This window comes from Haemophilus sp. HMSC071C11, from assembly GCF_001837655.1.
In the GTDB taxonomy this organism is placed as follows: domain Bacteria; phylum Pseudomonadota; class Gammaproteobacteria; order Enterobacterales; family Pasteurellaceae; genus Haemophilus; species Haemophilus influenzae.
In genome coordinates this window covers 178,540-199,094 of the sequence record NZ_KV833409.1, presented here as the reverse complement: position 1 = coordinate 199,094, position 20,555 = coordinate 178,540, and the positions used below count along the sequence as shown (strand labels likewise).

Sequence of the window (20,555 nt, the reverse complement as noted above, 5' to 3'; positions counted from 1 at the left end):
ATGCGAGCTTATTAACTTGATGAATAATATGAAAACGTTTAAATTTCTCACCGCACTTTTTGCCACTGCGATTCTAACCGCTTGCACATTAGATATGGAACGTCCTACTAATGTACAATACATTGATAAAACGGATGCGATATGGCAACAACATTTACAAAAGATTCAAAAAATTCAATCCTATCAAGCCAAAGGACAAATTGGTTATATCAGTCCTACAGAACGTTTTTCTAGCCGCTTTGAATGGCAATACCAAAATCCAAAATCTTATACACTTAAACTCTATTCTTTAATCAGTAAATCTACCCTGTTGATTCAAATGCATCAAAGTGGGATGACAATTTCCGATAACAATGGCAATCAACAATCTGCAGCCAATGCTAAACTACTATTACAAGAGATCATTGGCATGGATGTGCCATTAGAACATTTAGCTTATTGGTTGAAAGGCCAACCAGCAATGAACGCGGATTATCAAGTGGGTACCAACCATTTACTTGGTGCATTTACTTATCATGTGGATGGTTCTCAATGGACGGCAGATTATCTAACCTATCACTCAAATAATTCGATGCCTGAAAATATTTTGCTGAAAAATGACAGCACAAAACAAACCTTAAAAATTCGCGTAGACGAGTGGATTTACTAATGAATACATTAATGAAATCACATCAATTTTCTACCGCACTTTGCCAAAATACAACACAATCAAATGGGCAGCCATTACGCTTCCCTAGCCCTGCCAAACTGAATTTATTTCTTTATATCAATGGAAAATTGCCGAACGGCTATCATGAATTACAAACGCTTTTCCAATTTTTAGATTTTGGCGATTGGTTAGACATTAGTATTCGGGAACAAGATAATCAAATTGTTTTAACGCCAGAAATTCCAAATCTAAAAACGGAAAATAATCTAATTTATCGAGCTGCAAAACTTTTACAAGAAAAAGCCAATATTCAATTGGGTGCAAATATTCATTTAGATAAAATTCTTCCAATGGGAGGCGGTGTTGGTGGCGGTTCATCCAATGCAGCAACCGCATTAGTCTCTTTAAATTATTTATGGCAAGCCAATTTATCCATTGATGAACTGGCAAAATTGGGATTAACATTAGGCGCGGATGTGCCAATATTTGTATACGGACAGGCTGCTTTTGCTGAAGGCGTTGGGGAAAAAATCACTTATTGTGAACCTGCCGAGAAATGGTTTGTTATATTAAAACCCGATGATTCAATATCGACGGCTGTCATCTTTCAAGATCCAAATTTACCACGTAATACACCGAAAAAATCCCTCGAACAACTTTTGAGTGAACCTTATAAAAACGATTGCGAAAAAGTTGTGATAAATCATTATTCAAACGTTGAAAAAGCGTTAAACTGGTTGCTACAATATGCGCCGGCAAGATTAACAGGAACGGGAGCCTGTGTTTTTGCTGAATTTGATCATGAAGCAGAAGCGCAAGCGGTATTTAGACAAAAACCAGAAGCATTTTTTGGTTTCGTCGCTAAAGGACTCAATGTGTCTCCCTTGCACGCAATGTTGAAGCAGCTATCATCAACTCATACTCATCGACAATCTAAACCTGAGGTTTTATAAAATGCCTGACATTAAACTCTTCGCGGGTAATGCTACACCTGAACTTGCAAAACGTATTTCTGAACGTTTATATATTTCACTAGGCGATGCAACAGTCGCTCGTTTCAGCGATGGAGAAATTCAAGTTCAAATTAATGAAAATGTGCGTGGTGCGGATGTATTTATCATCCAATCAACTTGTGCGCCAACCAATGATAACTTGATGGAATTGGTTGTGATGGTAGATGCGTTACGTCGCGCATCTGCTGGTCGTATTACTGCCGTGATTCCCTATTTCGGCTATGCTCGCCAAGATCGTCGTGTTCGTTCTGCTCGTGTGCCTATTACTGCTAAAGTTGTGGCAGATTTACTTTCAATTGTTGGTATTGACCGTGTCTTAACCTGCGACCTACACGCAGAACAAATCCAAGGTTTCTTTGATGTTCCCGTAGACAACGTATTTGGTTCGCCAGTTTTAATTCACGATATTTTGAAAAAATCTGATCTTGAAAATCCAATTGTTGTTTCCCCAGATATTGGCGGCGTTGTGCGTGCTCGCGCTGTCGCTAAATTATTAAACGATACGGATATGGCTATTATTGACAAACGTCGCCCTCGTGCAAATGTAGCACAAGTGATGCATATTATCGGTGATATTGCAGACCGTGATTGTATTTTGGTTGATGATATGATTGATACTGGCGGTACGCTTTGTAAAGCGGCAGAAGCATTAAAAGAACGTGGTGCAAAACGTGTTTTTGCTTATGCAACTCACGCCGTTTTCTCTGGTGCAGCAGCCAAAAATTTAGCCAGCGATGCCATTGATGAAGTTGTAGTTACTGACACGATTCCTCTATCAGAAGAAATGAAAGCGATCGGTAAAGTTCGCGTGCTTACGCTTTCTTCCATGCTGGCAGAAGCCATTCGCCGCATTAGCAACGAAGAATCTATTTCTGCGATGTTTAACTAAATTAAAATTTCAATAAAAAATACCGCACTTTTATTGCCAAAGTGCGGTATTTTTTTATCTATTTTATTCCACAGTCACACGCGCAAATTTTCGTTTACCCACTTGGTAAACATTTGTGCCTTTCGGTGCATTATCTTTTACGTTATCGACTTTTTCACCATTGATTTTTACACCGCCTTGTTGAGCAGAGCGAATCGCTTCAGAAGTGGAAGGAACAAGGCCTGCTTCTTTTAATAAGGTGGCTAAACCAATTTCGCCAGAAAACGTAAATTCAGGCATTTCATCAGGCATTGCGCCTTTTTGGAAACGGTTAATAAATTCTTGTTCTGCAGCGTTTGCCGCCTCTTCATTGTGGAAACGTGCAATTAATTCTTTTGCTAATAAGATTTTTACATCACGTGGATTTTTGCCCTTTTCTACTTCCGATTTTAATTGTGCAATTTCGCTTAATGGACGAAATGAAAGAAGGTTATACCAATCCCACATGAGTTCATCAGAAATTGACATCACTTTACCGAACATATCGCTTGGTGCTTCCGTTACGCCAATATAGTTACCAAGTGATTTAGACATTTTTTTCTCGCCGTCTAATCCAACGAGTAATGGGAGTGTAATCGCAACCTGTGGTTTTTTGCCTGCTGATTTTTGTAATTCACGACCAACAAGTAAGTTGAATTTTTGGTCTGTACCGCCTAGTTCTACATCTGCATCTAATGCAACGGAATCGTAGCCTTGCAGTAATGGATAAATAAATTCATGGATGGCAATGGGTTGGTTGTTGCCAAAGCGTTTTTTGAAGTCGTCGCGTTCAAGCATACGCGCAACCGTATAGTTGCTTGCAAGACGAATCATACCTTCTGTACCAAGTTTGCTTAACCATTCAGAGTTGAAGACGATTTTGGTTTTTTGTGGATCGAGAATTTTATAAATTTGCTCTTTATAGGTTTCCGCATTGCGCAATACATCTTCACGGCTAAGTGGAGGACGAGTCGCATTTTTACCTGATGGATCGCCCACCATTCCAGTAAAATCGCCAATTAAGAAATAGACTTCATGACCGAGTTGTTGAAATTGACGTAATTTATTTAATACAACAGTATGTCCTAAATGAATATCTGGTGCGGTTGGATCTGCGCCTAATTTTACTTTTAATGGGCGATTTTCTTTCAGTTTTTCGATTAAATCCGCTTCTGAAAGGATTTCATCAGTACCACGCTTTAGTTCCGCGAGAACGGTATTAATGTTAGTCATTATTATTTCCTAAATTATGTTTTAAAAGGTTTTATTATAGGGATTCTTAGCGATTTGTGAATAAAAAAAACGCCTATTTGTGGGGAAATAGGCGGGAATGTTGGAGTGATTATCTAATATTGTTGTTGGAATGATTAGATGATAATTGTTATCAATAATATTGTCAATAAATAAATGAAAATAATTCTCAAAAAAAATATTATTTTATATAAGGCACCGATTCTGTCAAAGAAAGTGCGGTAGGAATTTCATTAGAAATTTCAAATTGTCCCGCATAAGCATAGGCTTCAACGCCTTGTTCCATTGCTTCTTTTAATAAGCGATCATATTCAGGATCGATATATTCTGCGATTTTGAAACGATCAAACCCATTATGTAACCCAGCAAATAGCACCACTGCTCTATGACCTTGTTTTTTCATTGCGAGTAATTCACGAACGTGTTTTTGTCCACGCGTAGTAACCGCATCGGGGAACATACCTAAATTACCTTTTACAAGCGTGATTGATTTCACTTCTACATAACAATCAGGCAAACCCTCGCCTTTTAGTAAGAAATCAATTCGGCTATTTTCTTCGCCGTATTTCACTTCAGGATAAATTTCATCATACATTGCTAATTCTTTGATTTGTTTATTTTGCAATGCTTCAAAGACAAGCTGATTAGAACGATGCGTATTGATACAACAAAGTTGTCCATTTGCAAGTTGTGTGAGCTCCCAAGAATGGGGATATTTGCGGGTTTGGCTATCAGAATGTGAATACCAAATGGTATCGCCTTTTTCACCGCAGCCAGTCATCGCACCTGTATTGGCGCAATGAATTGTCATCACATCACCAGTTGGTAGTTCAATATCCGCAAGAAAGCGTTTGTAACGACGAATTAATTTTGCCGATTGTAAAGCTGGAAGTTGCATAAAGTTCCTTATTTAAGTTTTTCTAAACGTTGTAAAATGGCGTTATCGCTCATGGCCTGCATTTTTTTCATTCTCAAAGAAAGTAAGAACGCCGCAAAAGTGAGTGAGACCACAAAAGCAATCCAGAAACCTTTCGCATCAATATGTGGAATAAGCCAATCTGTACGACCGAGTGTGTAACCAAGTGGCACACCAATTACCCAATAAGAAAAAAGGGTAATGTATAAAATCATTTTGGTATCTTTATAGCCACGTAAAATGCCACCAACCACCATTTGAATGGTATCTGAAAATTGATAAAGTGCGGCAAATAATAATAAATTTGCCGCCATTGCGATGACAATTTCATCGGTTACGAAAATAGAGGCAATTTCATAACGGAAGAAAATCGTAATTAATGCAGTAATAATCGTCACCGTTAGCCCTAATAATAATGCGGCATAGCCAATTTTCTTCGCATTTTGTGGAGAACCTGTACCCAACGCTTGTCCAACTAGAATCGTCGCTGCCATACCAATCGACATAGGGAACATAAAAATAAAAGAACTGGTATTCAATGTGATTTGATGGCTTGCGACAATAGTTGCACCCAGCGGAGAAAGCATTAAAGACGTAAGTGCAAATAACGCCACTTCACAACAAATTGCAATGGCAATGGGTAATCCTAAACGCAGTAATTTTTTAAGTGTTTTCAGATTTGGCATTTCGATTAATTGGCTAAATACTTTTAGTGAACGTTCTTGAGCATTCGTATAGGAATAAAAAATCATCATTAAGCACATTGCCCAGTTCACAATAGCTGTTGCAATACCACAGCCCACCGCACCAAAAGCAGGTATGCCAAATTTTCCATAAATAAAAATGTAATTAAGTGGAATATTAATTAGCAAACCTAAAAAGGTAATGACCATCGCAGGCTTAGTTTTAGCAATACCATCATTTAAACAGCGAAAATTAATCAGCATCAAATAGGCTGGCAATCCCCACAACATCGCATGTAAATAATCCCGTGCTAAATCTGACATTTTGCTTTCCATTTGCATATATTGCAGCGGAATTTCACAGAAATAAATCAGCAACCCTAAAGGAATACTCACGCCTAACACAAGCCAAATGCCTTGGCGAACTTGATGGGCAATGCGATGGCGTTGGCCTGAACCATTCAAATAAGAAATTGTAGGCGGCAATGCCAACAATAAACCTTGTCCAAAAAGCATCAATGGCATCCAAATTGAAGCACCAATAGAAATGGCTGCCATATCAGTGGAACTCACACGACCCGCCATAATGGTATCCGCTAATCCCATTGAGTTTTGTGCGATTTGTGCTAATAAAATAGGCAAGGAAATTTTAATCAACTTTTTAATATCAGCGTGGTATTGAGATAAAAGACGAAAATTCATAAATTTGATATACTGCTAAAAATTTTTAGAAAAGGAAAAAATTATGTTTACTGGAATTGTACAAGGCACCGCCCCCATCCACTCCATTAAAGAAACGGCTAATTTTAGAACACAAGTGGTAAAATTACTACCTGAAATGCGTAAAGATCTGGAAATTGGCGCATCAATAGCAAATAACGGTGTATGTTTAACTGTAACTGAAATCAATGGCGATCTGGTTAGCTTTGATCTGATGCAAGAAACTTTAAAAATTACAAATCTCGGCACAATAAAAGTGGGCGATTATGTGAATATCGAACGTGCTATGCAAATGGGAACGGAAATTGGCGGACATTTATTATCTGGTCATATTTATTGCACCGCAAAAATTTCAGATATTATCGCTAGTGAAAATAACCGACAAATTTGGTTCGAGCTCCCAAACGCAGATGTAATGAAATACATTTTAACGAAAGGATTTGTTGCGGTAGATGGTATTAGCCTCACTATTGGTGAAGTAAAAGGCACGCAATTCTGTGTGAATTTAATCCCTGAAACCTTGCAAAGAACGTTAATGGGGCAACGTAAAGTGGGCGATATTGTGAATATTGAAATCGATCCTCAAACGCAAGCTATTGTAGATACTGTAGAAAATTATTTGCAGTCAAAAAATTTTTAGTTCATTTAAAAATATTAAGCAATTGAATAAAGTGAGAATAGTCATAAAACCTATTCTCACATCATCAAGTGTTACTGCAACGCTTTCTCAATTTTTTCAAATAAATCTTTTGAAAGATTTTCTACAACGCTTAGGCGTTCTAAAGCACGTTTCATCAGCGTTTGGCGTTGAGCATCAAAGCGAGAAAATCGAATTAATGGCTCGATTAAACGCGCAGCCACTTGTGGATTACTTTCATTTAAACGGATTAACACATCCGTTAAGAAACGATAGCCAGAACCGCTTACGTTGTGAAATGCTTTTAAATTGTGATTTGCAAAACTACCCACTAATGAACGTAAACGGTTTGGATTATTAAAATTAAAACTTGGGTGATCCATTAATAACTGAATAATTTCCAACACATTTTCATCTGGGCGAGTGGCTTGTAATGCAAACCATTTATCCATCACTAATCCATCCTGTTGCCATTTTTGTTCAAAATCAGCTAATAACGCATCTCTGCAAGGTAATGCAGCTTTAGTTGCAACACTTAATGCTGCCAATGTATCTGTCATATTATTCGCATTATTATAGTGTTTTTGCACTAAGTTGTTACCCAAATTCGTATAAGCCAAATAAGTTAAGCAAAGATTACGCATTGCACGCAAGGCGATGTCTTGTTGCGTAACTTGATAATCATCAAGACGAATATGGGTATAAACACGCAAGAAATCATCTTTTAACGATTCTGCAATTTGCGCTTGCATAAATGCTCTTGCGACTGAAATACCATCAGGATCGATAGTTTTGAAACCTTCCGCAAATTCCATTTCTTTCGGCAGTGTGAGAATTAATGTTGCCAGTTCAATATCTTTCTCGTAATTATTCAGAACATAAGAAAGTGCGGTCAAAATTTCAGGCGAAATTTCTAGTGCCTCGCCTTGTTGGAAACGCACAACATTACGACGTAATTCTTGCGCAAATAGCATTTGTGCTGCATCCCAACGGATAAATTGATTGTCTGCAAATTTCAGCAAGCCTAATAACTGTTCCGTTTTATAATCATAATCCAGTTTTACTGGCGCAGAAAAATCACATAATAATGCTGGAATTGGGCGACCATAAATGCCGTGAAATTCAAAGACTTGGTCTTTTTCAGTGACATTTAATACATCACTCAACAATTCGCCATTATGTTGTAACATTTGTTTCGTGCCATTCGCATCATAAAGCGCGATTTTTAATGGAATATGTAAATTCACTTTTTCCATTTGATCTGCGGTTGGCGGTGTGGATTGTGAAACCGTTAAACGATAAGTATGCGTTTTTTCGTCATAAGCATCGCTAATCAATAATTCTGGTGTACCCGATTGGCTATACCAACGGCGGAACTGGTTTAAATCGAGGTTATTTGCACGTTCCATCGCAGAAACAAAATCTTCACAGGTTGCCGCTTTGCCATCATTTTCAGCAATATAAAGCTGCATCCCTTTTTGGAAGCCTTGTTCACCTAATAAGGTATGCAACATACGAATCACTTCTGCCCCTTTTTCATATACGGTTACGGTATAAAAATTATTCATTTCAATCACTTTTTCAGGGCGAATTGGGTGTGACATTGGGCTTGCATCTTCGGCAAATTGCACAGTGCGTAAAAATTTCACATTATTAATGCGATTCACTGCACGCGAACCTGTATCTGAAGAAAATTCTTGATCACGGAAAACCGTTAAGCCTTCTTTCAAACTTAATTGGAACCAATCACGGCAAGTCACACGATTGCCTGTCCAGTTATGGAAATATTCGTGTGCAATCACACTTTCAATAGCAAGATAATCCTCATCTGTTGCCGTTTGTGGATTGGCTAATACAAATTTAGAATTAAAAATATTCAACCCTTTGTTTTCCATTGCACCCATATTGAAAAAATCGACAGCGACGATCATATAAATATCTAAGTCGTATTCTAAATTAAAGCGATCTTCATCCCATTTCATCGCTTTTTTCAAACTTTCCATTGCCCAAGTTGCACGGTTAAGATTACCGCGATCCACATAAAGCTCTAACGCAACTTCACGGCCACTTTTAGTAATAAATTTATCTTGTAATAAATCAAAATCCCCTGCCACTAAAGCAAATAAATAGCTTGGTTTTGGGAATGGGTCATTCCATTCCACCCAATGACGACCATCTTCTAATTCGCCACTTGCAATGCGATTGCCATTAGAAAGTAAGAATGGATATTTGCTTTTGTCCGCCGTAATTTTGGTTGTATAGCACGCCAATACATCTGGACGGTCAAGCATATAAGTGATTTGACGGAAACCTTCCGCCTCACATTGCGTACAAATACCCTCGCCAGACTGATACAATCCTTGTAATGAAGTATTTTCAGCTGGCACAAGGAAAGTCACAATTTCAAGTTCAAATTCTTCCGCACTTTTGCCTTTCAAATCGAGCGTTAAACTCTCGCCATCTTGTTGATAAGCAGAAAATGGCTCGCCATTAAATTTAATAGAAGAAAACTGGAAGCTATGCCCGTCTAAACGTAAAGAAGTCGCTTCATCATTTAAGCGTTGGAATTTTGTGCTTGCGGTTACCACAGTATGTTTAGGATCAAGTTGAAAATCTAAATAAATGTCTGTGACCGTAAAATCTGGTTGTTTGTAATCTTTTCTATATTTTGCTTTGGCTAACATAATTTGACCTACTTTTGATGAAAGAAAATGTAAATACGTTTTGTTATCTTAAACTTGGTTTTTCACGAAAAATTTTTTCTTGAATCGCTTCCGTAACAAAAGCATTAAGAGAACGATCGCCTGCTATGATCGTAGCTTCTCTATGCAATTCCTCGCCAATTCGTACATTAAATACACCTTTAAAAGGCTTATTCGGTTCTTTACCTAATTCCAAACAATCTTGTAAATATAAATCAACAGATTGACGAAATTCTTTTTCTAGCTCAGATAATGACTCTGCTTCGTAAGTCACTAAATCACGAATGTAAGCAAGTTTGCCAAACAATATATTGTTTTCTAAATCCGCCTCAATCGTGCCAACATAACCTTTATAATTTAATAACTTCATAGAATACCTACCTGTTTTAATGATTCTTTCACTGACTTTAAAGCACCACCTTTAATATAATTTTCAGGGTGAGGCTTGTGTAACAAAATCGTATGTTCGAGTGTTCTATTATAAAATCTCACTCGAGAGCCTGCCATTTCTCGCTTTTCATAACCTTGTTGAGCTAACAAAGAAACTAATTCATTCCAATTAAATGTAGATTTTGATTGTGCGAGCTTATCTAATAATTTTTCAGTTCGTCCCATATAAACTATCGCCCATTAATTTGGTATCAAGTATAGTTACTAAAATTTAAAAATCAAATAATTATAAAATAATCCCCATTAATACTTACATAAATAGCAAACGTTTGCTCAATATATGTAATCTATGCTATTCTACGCCACCTTTTTAATTAGAAAATTGAGAAAATAGCATGTCAAAAACTGCACAAATTGCTGTTGTGATGGGTTCCAAAAGCGATTGGGCTACCATGCAAGAGGCAACTCAGATTTTAGATGAATTAAAAGTACCTTATCATGTGGAAATCGTCTCTGCTCATCGTACGCCTGATAAACTTTTTGAATTTGCTGAAAATGCACAAAAAAATGGCTATAAAGTAATTATTGCTGGGGCTGGCGGTGCGGCACATTTACCCGGCATGATCGCAGCCAAAACCCTTGTGCCTGTGCTGGGTGTGCCAGTAAAAAGTTCTATGTTAAGTGGCGTAGATAGCCTTTATTCAATTGTGCAAATGCCAAAAGGAATCCCAGTCGGAACATTGGCTATTGGCCCTGCGGGTGCGGCAAATGCTGGATTGTTAGCCGCACAAATTCTAGCAAGTTGGGATGCAGAATTGCTTTCACGCTTGCAATCTTTCCGTGAAAGCCAAACGAGTAATGTGCTTGATAATCCCGATCCACGCACATAAAAATATCTTCAGATCTGACCGCACTTTTAAAGTGCGGTTGTTTTTTTCGTAAATTTAACGAGAAATATTATGCAAAACTCCACCTTATACCCAACGGTTTATGTACTTGGCAACGGACAACTCGGCAGAATGTTAGGTTACGCTGGTGCACCTTTAGATATTTATGTTGAACCCTTAGCCTTCAATGCGCCAGTTTTTGACTTACCTGAAAATGCGATCATCACGGCAGAAATTGAACGCTGGGAAAAAACACCTTTGACTGAATTACTCGGCAATCATAAAAACTTCGTTAATCAACATGTATTTGGATTATTAGCCGATCGTTTTGCTCAAAAATCCTTGCTTGATGAACTCAATCTTTCTACCTCGCCTTGGTGTTTATTAAAAGATAAAACGCAATGGAATGATGTTTTCCAAACTGTTGGCGAGAAAGTCGTCGTCAAACGTAGAACAGGCGGATATGATGGGCGTGGTCAATGGATTATCAGCGATGAAAACAAAGCGGACATCACTGATGACTTATTTGGTGAAGTGATCGCAGAAAAATTTATTCCTTTTGATTATGAAGTTTCTATTGTAGGCGCAAGATTTAAAAATGGCGAAAAGCGTTTTTATCCCGTTACGCATAACCTGCAACAAAATGGTATTTTGCGTTACAGTGTGATTGATAATGCATTTCCTCAACAATCCGCACAACAAAAACAAGCTGAAACAATGCTCGGCAAAATTATGGATAAGTTAGGCTATGTGGGTGTGATGGCAATGGAATGTTTTGTTGTAGGCGACAAATTACTAATTAACGAACTTGCGCCTCGCGTACATAACAGTGGACATTGGACACAACTGGGATGTGCTATTAGTCAATTTGAATTACATTTACGCACGCTACTTGATTTGCCAACACCTGACTTACAAATTTTTGCCCCAAGTGTAATGGTAAATTTAATCGGCACAAACCATAATCCAAAATGGCTTAATATACCTTTTGCACAACTTCATTGGTACGGTAAAGAAGTGAGGGCTGGGCGTAAGGTTGGGCATATCAATCTTTCTCATCCTAATAAAGCGGTCATTATTCAACAATTAGAAAAGCTCCGAATTGAATTACCCGAAGATTATCAATCAGGATTAAATTGGGCGATTGAAAAACTAAAATAATGTAAAAAATGACCGCACTTTTTGATAAATATTTAAAAATATTAAAGTGCGGTTAATTTTTATAAAAATCTTTCTTGATAAAATAAAACGGCTGAAGTATAAAATTATCCATCACACAACTGATACATAAGGAAAAGCTATGTTTGAACATATTAAAGCGGCACCAGCCGATCCAATCTTAGGCTTAGGCGAAGCATTCAAATCCGAAACTCGCGAAAATAAAATTAACTTGGGTATTGGCGTTTATAAAGATGCGCAAGGCACAACCCCGATTATGCGTGCAGTGAAAGAAGCAGAAAAACGCTTATTTGATAAGGAAAAAACGAAAAATTATCTGACTATCGATGGTATTGCTGATTATAACGAACAAACAAAAGCGTTACTTTTCGGTAAAGATTCTGAAGTCATCAAATCTAATCGTGCAAGAACAGTACAAAGTTTAGGCGGAACAGGCGCATTACGCATTGCGGCAGAATTTATTAAACGTCAAACTAAAGCACAAAATGTTTGGATCAGCACCCCAACTTGGCCAAACCACAATGCCATTTTCAATGCCGTCGGTATGACAATTCGTGAATATCGTTATTATGATGCTGAACGCAAAGCCCTTGATTGGGATCATTTACTTGAAGATTTAAGCCAAGCAAGCGAAGGCGATGTGGTGCTTTTACACGGTTGTTGCCATAATCCGACTGGTATTGACCCTACTCCAGAACAATGGCAAGAATTAGCCGCACTTTCGGCGAAAAACGGCTGGTTGCCACTCTTTGACTTTGCTTATCAAGGTTTAGCCAATGGATTAGATGAAGATGCTTATGGCTTGCGTGCTTTTGCGGCAAACCACAAAGAATTGTTAGTAGCGAGTTCATTCTCGAAAAACTTTGGTTTATATAATGAACGTGTTGGTGCCTTTACTCTTGTGGCAGAAAATGCAGAAATTGCATCAACCGCATTAACCCAAGTGAAATCAATTATTCGTACACTCTACTCTAACCCTGCATCTCACGGCGGCGCAACTGTAGCAACAGTATTAAATGACACTCAACTTCGCCAAGAGTGGGAAAATGAATTAACTGAAATGCGCGAACGTATCAAAAAAATGCGTCATTTATTCGTTCAGTTATTAAAAGAATACGGTGCGGAACAAGATTTCAGCTTTATCATTGAACAAAACGGTATGTTCTCTTTCAGTGGATTAACTGGGGAACAAGTGGATCGCTTAAAAGAAGAATTTGCCATTTATGCTGTTCGTTCTGGTCGTATCAATGTGGCTGGTATTACTGAAGATAATATTCGCTATTTATGTGAAAGCATTGTGAAAGTGCTTTAATAGGGTTAGAAATAATATATCCTCTAAAATATTGTAAGTAAAAAATAAAGCCTTGATTATCAAGGCTTTAATTTTATTTAATCATTAACAAATTCTCGGCAATGGTTCATTTGTTGGTAAATCTAATAATTTCTGTGGCTAATTCGTTAATAAATCCATGATGATGGGATGAAATCAACATGGGTAAGGAAAGCTCACGCAAAAGTGCGGTCAATTTTTCAGTATTTTTTCGATCTAATCCATTGGTGGGTTCATCTAATAATAAAATTTTTGGCTGCATCGCTAAGACACCAGCAAGTGCCGTGAAATTTTTCTCACCACCAGATAGGGTATGCACCATACGATCTTTTAAACCTGTGATACCAAGACGTTCTAATTGCTGCTCTGCGATATGATACGCCTGCTCTCTGGGCATATTTTGGTTTAATGGCCCGAAGGCAACATCATCCAACACTGTTGGGCCAAAAAGTTGATCATCGGCATTTTGAAAACAAATACCAATCGTGCCACGAAAGGGCGCAAAATCTTTTTCTTCACGACAAACTTTGCCAAATAATTTAATTTCCCCTTTGGTTACAGGAACAAATCCCAACAAAGCAAGCAGTAAAGTGGTTTTTCCTGAACCAATTTCCCCTTGTACGAAGAGGCGTTTTTGACCTTCCAAGGTAAAACTCAAATCTTGAATAATCGCTCTACCATTGCGTTCTATACAAAGATTATTTACAGCTAACATATTATTTTTCTCTCTTTTTGCCAAACTGAAAACCACGACATTTTAACGCCATTTGCGCCGTTTCGGCTTTTAATAGGGCATGGATCAATAATAAAGCGACACTTTGAGCCGTCACATAAAGGGTTCGGCGATTAAGCCCAGGACGAAATCCACGAGCTCGCATGGCAATATCCATTTTTTGACGCAGTTCGCCAAGCAGTGCAATGTAACGTACGGTCAGCACAAAAAGTTGAATTAATTTTTCTGGCAAAGGCAATTTACCAATGGCTTGAACAAGTACTGCATCATTAATATTCCACAAAAAAAGCCAAAGAGAAATCAACAATAAATGAGTCCGCAAACTCAATTTTTCTGCTAATTCAATGCCTTGAAAATTGAGTTCAATGCCATTTTCTCCAATTTGCCAACTTAATGCCGCCCACATTAAAGCAATAAAAATGACTAAAGCAAACCAACGTTTAAGATAAGGCAAAAAAGATTTTTGACTGAGCTGCAGTGAAATAAAAAAGAGAGAAACTGCAAGCACATTAAGGGAGATAAGCCAAGTAAGATCACTCAATCCACTAATGATTAGCCCCCAGATAAACAGATAAATCAACCTAAAGTGCGGTTGAAATAAGCGATGAATTTTCATTAAGAGAAATTCTCGGTACGATTCATGACTTCAGGATACATTTTACCAAGCAAGGTAATCACCCCTACGCTGATAATACTATCCAAAACAAATACTGGAATATGAGAGACTAGCAAGAGCCAAACAAGATTCAGATAACTTTTACCACCATCTAACATCAGCACAAAAGAAGCAAGCACGCCTGCTCCGCCAACGCCAATTACGCCAGCACCAATACCGACTAATAAGCGATCTTTTAATGCCATTTGTGGCTGTAAACGAGAACGGAAAAGATAATAAGCGATCACAGCTGGTATTGCCATCACGCAAAGATTGACACCTAACACGGCAAATCCACCAAAAGAAAAGAAAATGACTTGCAATAAAAGTGCGATGAGGAATGCTGGAAAAACGGCCCACCCAAGAAATAAACCAGCCATGCCATTTAAAATTAAATGCACGCTACCAATTCCTACAGGCACATGAATGGTTCCTGCCACAAAAAATGCAGCGGCAAAAAGTGCGGTGAGCGGTAAACGTTCTGATTCTAAACGACGTACCCCCACAGCAATGCCCGCAACAGCAAGCACTGCACCAGCTAATAAAATAGGCGTATGTAACACGCCTTCAGATAAATGCATTAAATACGTCCTTGTTTAATTTTACGCGCATTACGTAAAGCAATAAGTCCAGCAATACCAACGATATAACCGATTCCACCTAAAATATCATGCAAATAAATTTTATCTTTTAAATGCGCAATATCTTCACGAAGCAGCATTAAATCTGCACTGCTTTGATTTTCGGCAGACGTATGAGCAGCAGCAACAACGGACGCACGGTGTCCTTCATCGCCTTCCACCACAACTTTTAAGGTTGTATGTGGTACATCAGCAATAGAAAGCTTAAATGCACCTTGGCGGTCTGTTTTTCCAGTTAAAACGGGATCAGAAACACCTGAGCGGAAAACTTCTAAATAAGTTTCAGCTGCTGGGGTCATATCAGAATAATAGGATTTGCCAGAAAGTGTTTGCCCATCATATTGGGCAAACACATAAAGCGCGTGGGCATAAGCATTCGGGAGATAGCAAGCCGCAAAAAGTGCGGTTAAAAAAGCAAATTTTTTCATCCCAAATCCATATTATTGCGCGTCAAAAGTTAGCATATATTCCACAGTTCGACGATCGTAATCTGCATTATTTGTTACTTTTTCCTCAAACTCTGCCCATACTTTGTTGAAGCCTTTAGTTGGGGTAAATTGAGCGATACCTTTTTCATTAGTTAAATTGAACGGTGCATCTTCACTCACACCCACTTTAATGCCTTGAACTGGTTTACCATTATGTAAAACAAGGATAGAAAGTGGTTTATTCGCTTGTGCTTTTTCTTGAGGAATCAATTCGTATGCTTGTTGATGAGATTTGAAAGATTCAGCATCCCATTTCAAAATCGCTTTACCAAATTTAACAGGATTAGTACTAAATTCTGCTGTTGGTTCTTCACGTTTTGTTTTTTCAACGTATTTACCGCTTGGTAATTTTGACCATACACCATTATCGAAATGAACGAAAACTAAATCTGATTTAGGCATAAGATAGGCTTCGCCATTTCTGAATTGGTAATCAACAGCAGTTAATTTGCCTTGCGCATTTAAGGCTTGGATAGATTTAAGTTTAGATTCTGGATAGGTTTCAGTTTGTTCATGTCCAAATTTCACTACGTATTCATCTTGCGATGAAGCAGGCTCAAGCCAAACATTATGTGCGTTAGCAACAGACATACCTAAAAGTGCGGTTAATCCTACAGCGATTTTTTTCAATTCCATTTTGGATACTCCTTGTTTGTTTAAGAAAATCTAGGCGTATGATAAAATATGAAGTAACTTTAGAATCAAGTCATTTTTTAAGGAAATTGATGAAAATTGGAGCACTTGCTAAAGCCCTAGGCTGTACCGTAGAAACCATCCGTTATTATGAACAACAAGGTTTAATCCCGCCCCCAAAACGTACTTTAGGCAATTTTCGGCAATATAATGAAGAACACTTGCAACGTTTATCATTTATTTGTAACTGCCGAAATTTAGATATTTCATTAAGTGAAATAAAAAGCCTACTGAATTTAGAAAATGCCTCCAAACAACAAGCAGAAGAAATTAATCGTGTGTTAGATAAACACATTAAAGAGGTGGCAACAAGGATTCACGAACTCGCCCATTTACGGATGAAATTAATTGAATTACGTGAAAAAACAGTCTCGAATGATGAAGATCCAATGAAATTGCTATTGCAACATAGTGGCGTGAAATTTGTGCGATTAAAATAGCCGCACTTTTAAGATTATGGCTGACTAGATAAACGCTGTTTTGCTTCCTTATTGCCTAATTCAGCTGCTTTTTTCAGCCATTCCAATGATTTTTCAGGTTGGTTTTGTAAGCGATAAATATTACTTAACATCATCATCGCATCCGTATCTTTAGCTCGAGCTGTACGTTCAAAAAGCTTAATGGCTTGCTCTGTATTTTGTTTGACGTAATCGCCACGTAGATACATAACGCCAAGGTTATTTAGCCCTTTCACACTACCCTTCTCTGCCGCTTCGCTAAACCACCAATAAGCCTTTTCATAGTCTCTCACCGTGCCACGCCCAAGGTTATATAACATACCTAGATTGCTTTGAGCAGTGGTGTTTCCCTCTAACGCCATCGGATACATGATATCGAAAACAGAGCTCCATTGCTGTTTATTGGCAAACTCTTGCGCCAAATTCATTCTTGCTTGATCATCCATTTTCGAATTCGCTGTAATATCAATGGTTTTCATCGCCCAAACAGGCAAACTAAAACAAAGTAATACTATATGAAAAAATAACTTCAGTTTCATTTACAAGGTTGCTACTAAAAGTAAAATAAAAAATACGGCAGTAATCGCAAATTCTGTTAGTCCAACTTGCATAACAGAAAGCTTTTTAGTGGGCAGATAAACCGCTCGCACTAATCCAGGCACAAAAGCTAATGCTAAAATAAATTGTTGCGAAACCACAAAAATCAGCACACATAATAAGTGAAAAATCACTGATGCCCAAAAATAACGTGGATTTTTTCGTTCACGCATCATTGATTTTACATAAAGTGTTGTTCCAATAAAAAATAATGTTGGATAAATCGCCACCCAAAGTATTTTTTCATCAAAAGTGCGGTCAGAAAAGTAATAGGATCCCATTCCAGCTAGGGCAAAAATTAAGATCCCTGCCAAGTCATTCCATAAATTGCGCTCATCTTTTTTCTTGGTGAAATAAATATTCACCGCAACAAACGGTAACATGGCAAACATAAAATACAACACCTGCCAATTATAAATTAACGCGGGAATCGCAAAAATCACGGCGGCAGCAAAATAAATCACAGACCATTTTTTATATAACTCAAGATTTTTACCTTTAAACAAATTCAAAAAAGGATAAGTCATCAAATAAAGCGAAAACCATCCTAATAATAAAAACATGTGCGCCCATACTGGATTAGCAAGCAACATACCATAAATAAAAGGCAGTAGTGCCATAACAATAGCACCGTGCTGATTAGAGATAAGCAGTTTCATAATAATTAAATAATTGAGAATAATTGTCGGATATTTTAGCCTAGTAAAGAGGATTTTACAAAGCAGTAAAGGCTATTTAGAATAGAAGAAAACACCCCAAAGGAGAACCCTATGACAATTCAACGCATTTTACCCAATGCACGTTTAAGTGAAGTTTCAATTCATAACAACCTCGCCTATTTTGCAGGGCAAGTTCCAGAATTAACCATCGAGCAAAATACCTACGAACAAACCAAAGAAGTATTAGGTTTAATTGATAAATTGTTAGCAGAAATTGGCTCCAATAAAAGCAATATTTTAACTGCGCAAATTTTCTTGGCAGATATGCAAGATTATGTTCAATTAAATCAAGCTTGGGATGAATGGGTCGATCATGTTAGCCCACCAAGTCGAGCGACAGTGGAAGCTAAATTAGCGGATCCTCGTTGGAAAGTTGAAATTGTTATTATTGCAACTTGTTAGTTTTTTAAGCCGAATAAACAGGAGAATATTATGGAAAATTGGACAAATGAAATTTGGGTAGCAATTGGTATCGCTTTTATTGTTGGGTTATTTATTGGTTACATTATTGTGCGTTTAACCAAAGGCTCGGTAAAACATCAAGCTAAAACAGAGGCTGAATTAAAAACAGTCAAAACCCAGCTTGATACACAAAAGGCGCAAATCGAAAAACATTTTGCAGAAAGTGCTGAGTTATTCAAAACCTTAATTAACGATTATCAAAAACTTTATCGCCACTACGCAACTTCCTCCAATAATTTACTGGGCGAAAAAGATCACAAAGGTTTATTCACCCAACAGTTAATTACTGCAACAGATAAATCTCAAAATGAACAGCCTAGAGATTATTCGGATGGTGCATCAGGCTTATTTAAAGAAAATAAAGAAGAAAATAAAGAAGAAAATTAAAAAGTGCGGCTAAAAATAGAAATATTTTTAGCCGTTTATTATTCTATTATTGCGTTGATTTTTTAGATTTTTTCCATTTCCAAAAAAAGAATAGTACAAGTAACCCAACAAATATATAAATCACAATTTGACCTTTTTGAATTTGTGTATGTAGCCAATCTAAATTTTTAGCCCCCAATTCCCCAAGATAAATCCAAATAGGTACAGAAATAATCGCAGCACAGAAATCTATTAAAACAAAACGAACATAACTTACACGGCGTGTAATACCTGATACCATATAAATTGGAGCACGTAAACCGGGTAAAAATCGTGCAACAAACAGTACTCGATTGCCATATTGACTGAATTTTTCACGCACAATTCTTAAACGCTGTAATGTTACGATTCTACGTATTGGTCGGAAACGTAAAATTTTCGTGCCATAAATTCGACCAAGCCAATACATACAGGAATCGCCAGCAAGCACACCAATCATACTAACCAGCAACATCAAATGAGAATTGACATTTTCTGGATAAAGCCCCGCAATGACACCGCCAGAAACTAACGTGATATCTTCTGGAATCGGCACACCAAATCCACAAATAATTAAAACAAAAAGAACAGCCCAATAACCATATTCAGTAAAAAATCCAATTAAAAATTCCATTTGTTCCTGCTTTTTTATTATATTAATAGATGTGATAAAAAATTGGTTCACATTTTAATCTTTTCAAATCAAAAAGCCTAGAAAAAAGTTTGATTTGAAAATAAGGATATTCTATAATCCACGGCTCTCAAGGCTTGTCTTTGAGCGGTTTTTAGGAAAATTGCTGGGTCGCCTGCGATTTTCTTTCTTTTAACATTTAATTTCAAGAGAACATAAAAATGGCATTTAAATTTAACGCTGAAGTTCGTACAGCGCAAGGTAAGGGTGCGAGCCGCCGCCTGCGTAACAATGGTCAAATCCCTGCAATCGTTTATGGTGGCAGCGAAGAGCCCGTTTCAATCATCTTAAACCACGATGAATTAAACAACGCGCAAGCACACGAATCTTTCTATTCTGAAGTGATTACTTTAGTGATCGGTGGTAAAGAAGTTGCAGTTAAAGTACAAGCAATGCAACGTCACCCATTCAAACCAAAATTGGTTCACATTGACTTCAAACGCGCGTAATTCACAAGTTTGAACAAAGTAAAAAAGCTAAGAGATCAATCTTAGCTTTTTTGTTCTGAGTATTTTAATTATTTCCCAATAAATACCTAAACTTTAATTTTTTATCAAATAACGATTTTTGCAAGTTATTACGAAGATATTGAAAATATGGCTGGGGTACTAGGATTCGAACCTAGGAATGCTGAGATCAAAACCCAGTGCCTTACCGCTTGGCGATACCCCAATTAGATAAATCTTTGATTAGATATAAAGAAGACTTTTTTGATAGTATGGCTGGGGTACTAGGATTCGAACCTAGGA

25 protein-coding genes and 1 tRNA gene are annotated in these 20,555 nt (G+C 37.5%); 11 read left to right on the top strand and 15 right to left on the bottom strand.

The genetic code is table 11. The features are described from left to right. Window positions 1-28: 28 nt before the first annotated feature. From lolB to HMPREF2644_RS04520, 3 genes are read left to right on the top strand one after another with little or no spacing between them, the layout of a single operon-like run. On the top strand, window positions 29-649 hold the full coding sequence (gene lolB, locus HMPREF2644_RS04530) for a lipoprotein insertase outer membrane protein LolB (protein WP_005657000.1): 621 nt from the start codon (window positions 29-31) through the stop codon (window positions 647-649). A gap of 11 nt (window positions 650-660) precedes the next feature. After that, a complete protein-coding gene (gene ispE / locus HMPREF2644_RS04525) occupies window positions 661-1,602 on the top strand; it encodes a 4-(cytidine 5'-diphospho)-2-C-methyl-D-erythritol kinase (protein ID WP_032827554.1) in 942 nt (313 codons plus the stop codon). A gap of 1 nt (window position 1,603) precedes the next feature. Further along, complete coding sequence (locus tag HMPREF2644_RS04520; RefSeq protein WP_005657007.1) at window positions 1,604-2,551, top strand: ribose-phosphate pyrophosphokinase; 948 nt, start codon at window positions 1,604-1,606, stop codon at window positions 2,549-2,551. A gap of 63 nt (window positions 2,552-2,614) precedes the next feature. On the opposite strand, the gene tyrS is transcribed toward HMPREF2644_RS04520, so the two are convergent. From tyrS to hmrM, 3 genes are all read right to left on the bottom strand, one after another. Then, the gene (gene tyrS / locus HMPREF2644_RS04515; RefSeq protein ID WP_005657010.1) at window positions 2,615-3,802 is read right to left on the bottom strand and encodes a tyrosine--tRNA ligase; all 1,188 of its coding nucleotides are present in this window, start codon (window positions 3,800-3,802) and stop codon (window positions 2,615-2,617) included. A 199-nt stretch (window positions 3,803-4,001) separates the two neighbouring features. Continuing rightward, on the bottom strand, window positions 4,002-4,718 hold the full coding sequence (sfsA, locus tag HMPREF2644_RS04510; protein ID WP_005632483.1) for a DNA/RNA nuclease SfsA: 717 nt from the start codon (window positions 4,716-4,718) through the stop codon (window positions 4,002-4,004). An 8-nt stretch (window positions 4,719-4,726) separates the two neighbouring features. Beyond that, a complete protein-coding gene (gene hmrM / locus HMPREF2644_RS04505; protein ID WP_005657016.1) occupies window positions 4,727-6,121 on the bottom strand; it encodes a sodium-coupled multidrug efflux MATE transporter HmrM in 1,395 nt (464 codons plus the stop codon). A gap of 43 nt (window positions 6,122-6,164) precedes the next feature. On the opposite strand from hmrM, the gene ribE reads away from it, so the two are divergent. After that, window positions 6,165-6,779, top strand: a complete 615-nt coding sequence (ribE, locus tag HMPREF2644_RS04500) for a riboflavin synthase (protein WP_005657019.1) — start codon at window positions 6,165-6,167, stop codon at window positions 6,777-6,779. A 71-nt stretch (window positions 6,780-6,850) separates the two neighbouring features. On the opposite strand, the gene pepN is transcribed toward ribE, so the two are convergent. Genes pepN through HMPREF2644_RS04485 form a run of 3 tightly spaced genes read right to left on the bottom strand, consistent with a single transcriptional unit; the run spans window position 6,851 to window position 10,093 of the window. After that, window positions 6,851-9,460 (bottom strand): aminopeptidase N, encoded by a 2,610-nt coding sequence (gene pepN / locus HMPREF2644_RS04495; protein ID WP_011272463.1) that lies wholly within the window; start codon window positions 9,458-9,460, stop codon window positions 6,851-6,853. A gap of 43 nt (window positions 9,461-9,503) precedes the next feature. Then, a complete protein-coding gene (locus HMPREF2644_RS04490; RefSeq protein WP_005653201.1) occupies window positions 9,504-9,848 on the bottom strand; it encodes a type II toxin-antitoxin system HicB family antitoxin in 345 nt (114 codons plus the stop codon). Continuing rightward, entirely contained in the window at window positions 9,845-10,093 is a 249-nt protein-coding gene (locus HMPREF2644_RS04485; RefSeq protein ID WP_005653200.1) for a type II toxin-antitoxin system HicA family toxin, read from the bottom strand. Before HMPREF2644_RS04485 ends, HMPREF2644_RS04490 begins: the two co-directional genes overlap by 4 nt. A 170-nt stretch (window positions 10,094-10,263) precedes the next feature. Between HMPREF2644_RS04485 and purE the strand changes: the two genes are divergently transcribed. The 3 genes from purE (at window position 10,264) to HMPREF2644_RS04470 (ending at window position 13,246) form a co-directional block, all read left to right on the top strand. Continuing rightward, a complete protein-coding gene (purE, locus tag HMPREF2644_RS04480; protein WP_005653194.1) occupies window positions 10,264-10,758 on the top strand; it encodes a 5-(carboxyamino)imidazole ribonucleotide mutase in 495 nt (164 codons plus the stop codon). A 69-nt stretch (window positions 10,759-10,827) separates the two neighbouring features. After that, window positions 10,828-11,916 (top strand): 5-(carboxyamino)imidazole ribonucleotide synthase, encoded by a 1,089-nt coding sequence (purK, locus tag HMPREF2644_RS04475; protein ID WP_005686592.1) that lies wholly within the window; start codon window positions 10,828-10,830, stop codon window positions 11,914-11,916. A gap of 139 nt (window positions 11,917-12,055) precedes the next feature. Further along, window positions 12,056-13,246: an amino acid aminotransferase gene (locus HMPREF2644_RS04470; protein WP_005657030.1), complete on the top strand. Its 1,191-nt coding sequence runs from the start codon at window positions 12,056-12,058 to the stop codon at window positions 13,244-13,246. A 106-nt stretch (window positions 13,247-13,352) separates the two neighbouring features. Here the strand turns inward: HMPREF2644_RS04470 and HMPREF2644_RS04465 are convergent, their stop codons facing one another. The 5 genes from HMPREF2644_RS04465 to HMPREF2644_RS04445 are packed head-to-tail and all read right to left on the bottom strand — an operon-like array spanning window position 13,353 to window position 16,417. Further along, window positions 13,353-13,979, bottom strand: a complete 627-nt coding sequence (locus tag HMPREF2644_RS04465; protein ID WP_011272462.1) for an energy-coupling factor ABC transporter ATP-binding protein — start codon at window positions 13,977-13,979, stop codon at window positions 13,353-13,355. A 1-nt stretch (window position 13,980) separates the two neighbouring features. After that, window positions 13,981-14,613, bottom strand: coding sequence for an energy-coupling factor transporter transmembrane component T family protein (locus tag HMPREF2644_RS04460; RefSeq protein ID WP_011272461.1), 633 nt, complete (start codon window positions 14,611-14,613; stop codon window positions 13,981-13,983). Next, the gene (cbiM, locus tag HMPREF2644_RS04455; protein WP_011272460.1) at window positions 14,613-15,233 is read right to left on the bottom strand and encodes a cobalt transporter CbiM; all 621 of its coding nucleotides are present in this window, start codon (window positions 15,231-15,233) and stop codon (window positions 14,613-14,615) included. Before cbiM ends, HMPREF2644_RS04460 begins: the two co-directional genes overlap by 1 nt. Continuing rightward, a complete protein-coding gene (locus tag HMPREF2644_RS04450) occupies window positions 15,233-15,721 on the bottom strand; it encodes a hypothetical protein (protein ID WP_005686582.1) in 489 nt (162 codons plus the stop codon). The genes cbiM and HMPREF2644_RS04450 overlap by 1 nt, the downstream gene beginning before the upstream one ends. 12 nt (window positions 15,722-15,733) lie before the next feature. Next, window positions 15,734-16,417, bottom strand: a complete 684-nt coding sequence (locus tag HMPREF2644_RS04445; protein ID WP_005671602.1) for a DUF4198 domain-containing protein — start codon at window positions 16,415-16,417, stop codon at window positions 15,734-15,736. A gap of 89 nt (window positions 16,418-16,506) precedes the next feature. Here HMPREF2644_RS04445 and HMPREF2644_RS04440 point away from each other — a divergent pair, with 89 nt between their 5' ends. Further along, complete coding sequence (locus tag HMPREF2644_RS04440; RefSeq protein WP_005686580.1) at window positions 16,507-16,914, top strand: Cd(II)/Pb(II)-responsive transcriptional regulator; 408 nt, start codon at window positions 16,507-16,509, stop codon at window positions 16,912-16,914. A 14-nt stretch (window positions 16,915-16,928) separates the two neighbouring features. Here HMPREF2644_RS04440 and HMPREF2644_RS04435 read toward each other — a convergent pair whose 3' ends face one another. Further along, window positions 16,929-17,471, bottom strand: coding sequence for a tetratricopeptide repeat protein (locus HMPREF2644_RS04435; RefSeq protein ID WP_005686578.1), 543 nt, complete (start codon window positions 17,469-17,471; stop codon window positions 16,929-16,931). Then, a complete protein-coding gene (locus tag HMPREF2644_RS04430) occupies window positions 17,472-18,188 on the bottom strand; it encodes a YwiC-like family protein (protein WP_011272458.1) in 717 nt (238 codons plus the stop codon). 111 nt (window positions 18,189-18,299) lie between these two features. Here HMPREF2644_RS04430 and HMPREF2644_RS04425 point away from each other — a divergent pair, with 111 nt between their 5' ends. Together HMPREF2644_RS04425 and HMPREF2644_RS04420 are read left to right on the top strand one after the other, a co-directional pair. Continuing rightward, window positions 18,300-18,650: a RidA family protein gene (locus HMPREF2644_RS04425; RefSeq protein ID WP_005686574.1), complete on the top strand. Its 351-nt coding sequence runs from the start codon at window positions 18,300-18,302 to the stop codon at window positions 18,648-18,650. Window positions 18,651-18,680: 30 nt separating this feature from the next. Further along, window positions 18,681-19,097 (top strand): Z-ring associated ZapG family protein, encoded by a 417-nt coding sequence (locus HMPREF2644_RS04420; protein WP_005686573.1) that lies wholly within the window; start codon window positions 18,681-18,683, stop codon window positions 19,095-19,097. Between the two features lie 46 nt (window positions 19,098-19,143). Here the strand turns inward: HMPREF2644_RS04420 and HMPREF2644_RS04415 are convergent, their stop codons facing one another. Beyond that, on the bottom strand, window positions 19,144-19,749 hold the full coding sequence (locus tag HMPREF2644_RS04415; protein ID WP_005686571.1) for a DedA family protein: 606 nt from the start codon (window positions 19,747-19,749) through the stop codon (window positions 19,144-19,146). A gap of 218 nt (window positions 19,750-19,967) precedes the next feature. Here HMPREF2644_RS04415 and rplY point away from each other — a divergent pair, with 218 nt between their 5' ends. Beyond that, complete coding sequence (gene rplY / locus HMPREF2644_RS04410) at window positions 19,968-20,255, top strand: 50S ribosomal protein L25 (protein WP_005660520.1); 288 nt, start codon at window positions 19,968-19,970, stop codon at window positions 20,253-20,255. Window positions 20,256-20,403: 148 nt separating this feature from the next. On the opposite strand, the gene HMPREF2644_RS04405 is transcribed toward rplY, so the two are convergent. Then, window positions 20,404-20,478, bottom strand: a tRNA-Gln gene (locus HMPREF2644_RS04405). Between the last annotated feature and the right edge of the window lie 77 nt (window positions 20,479-20,555).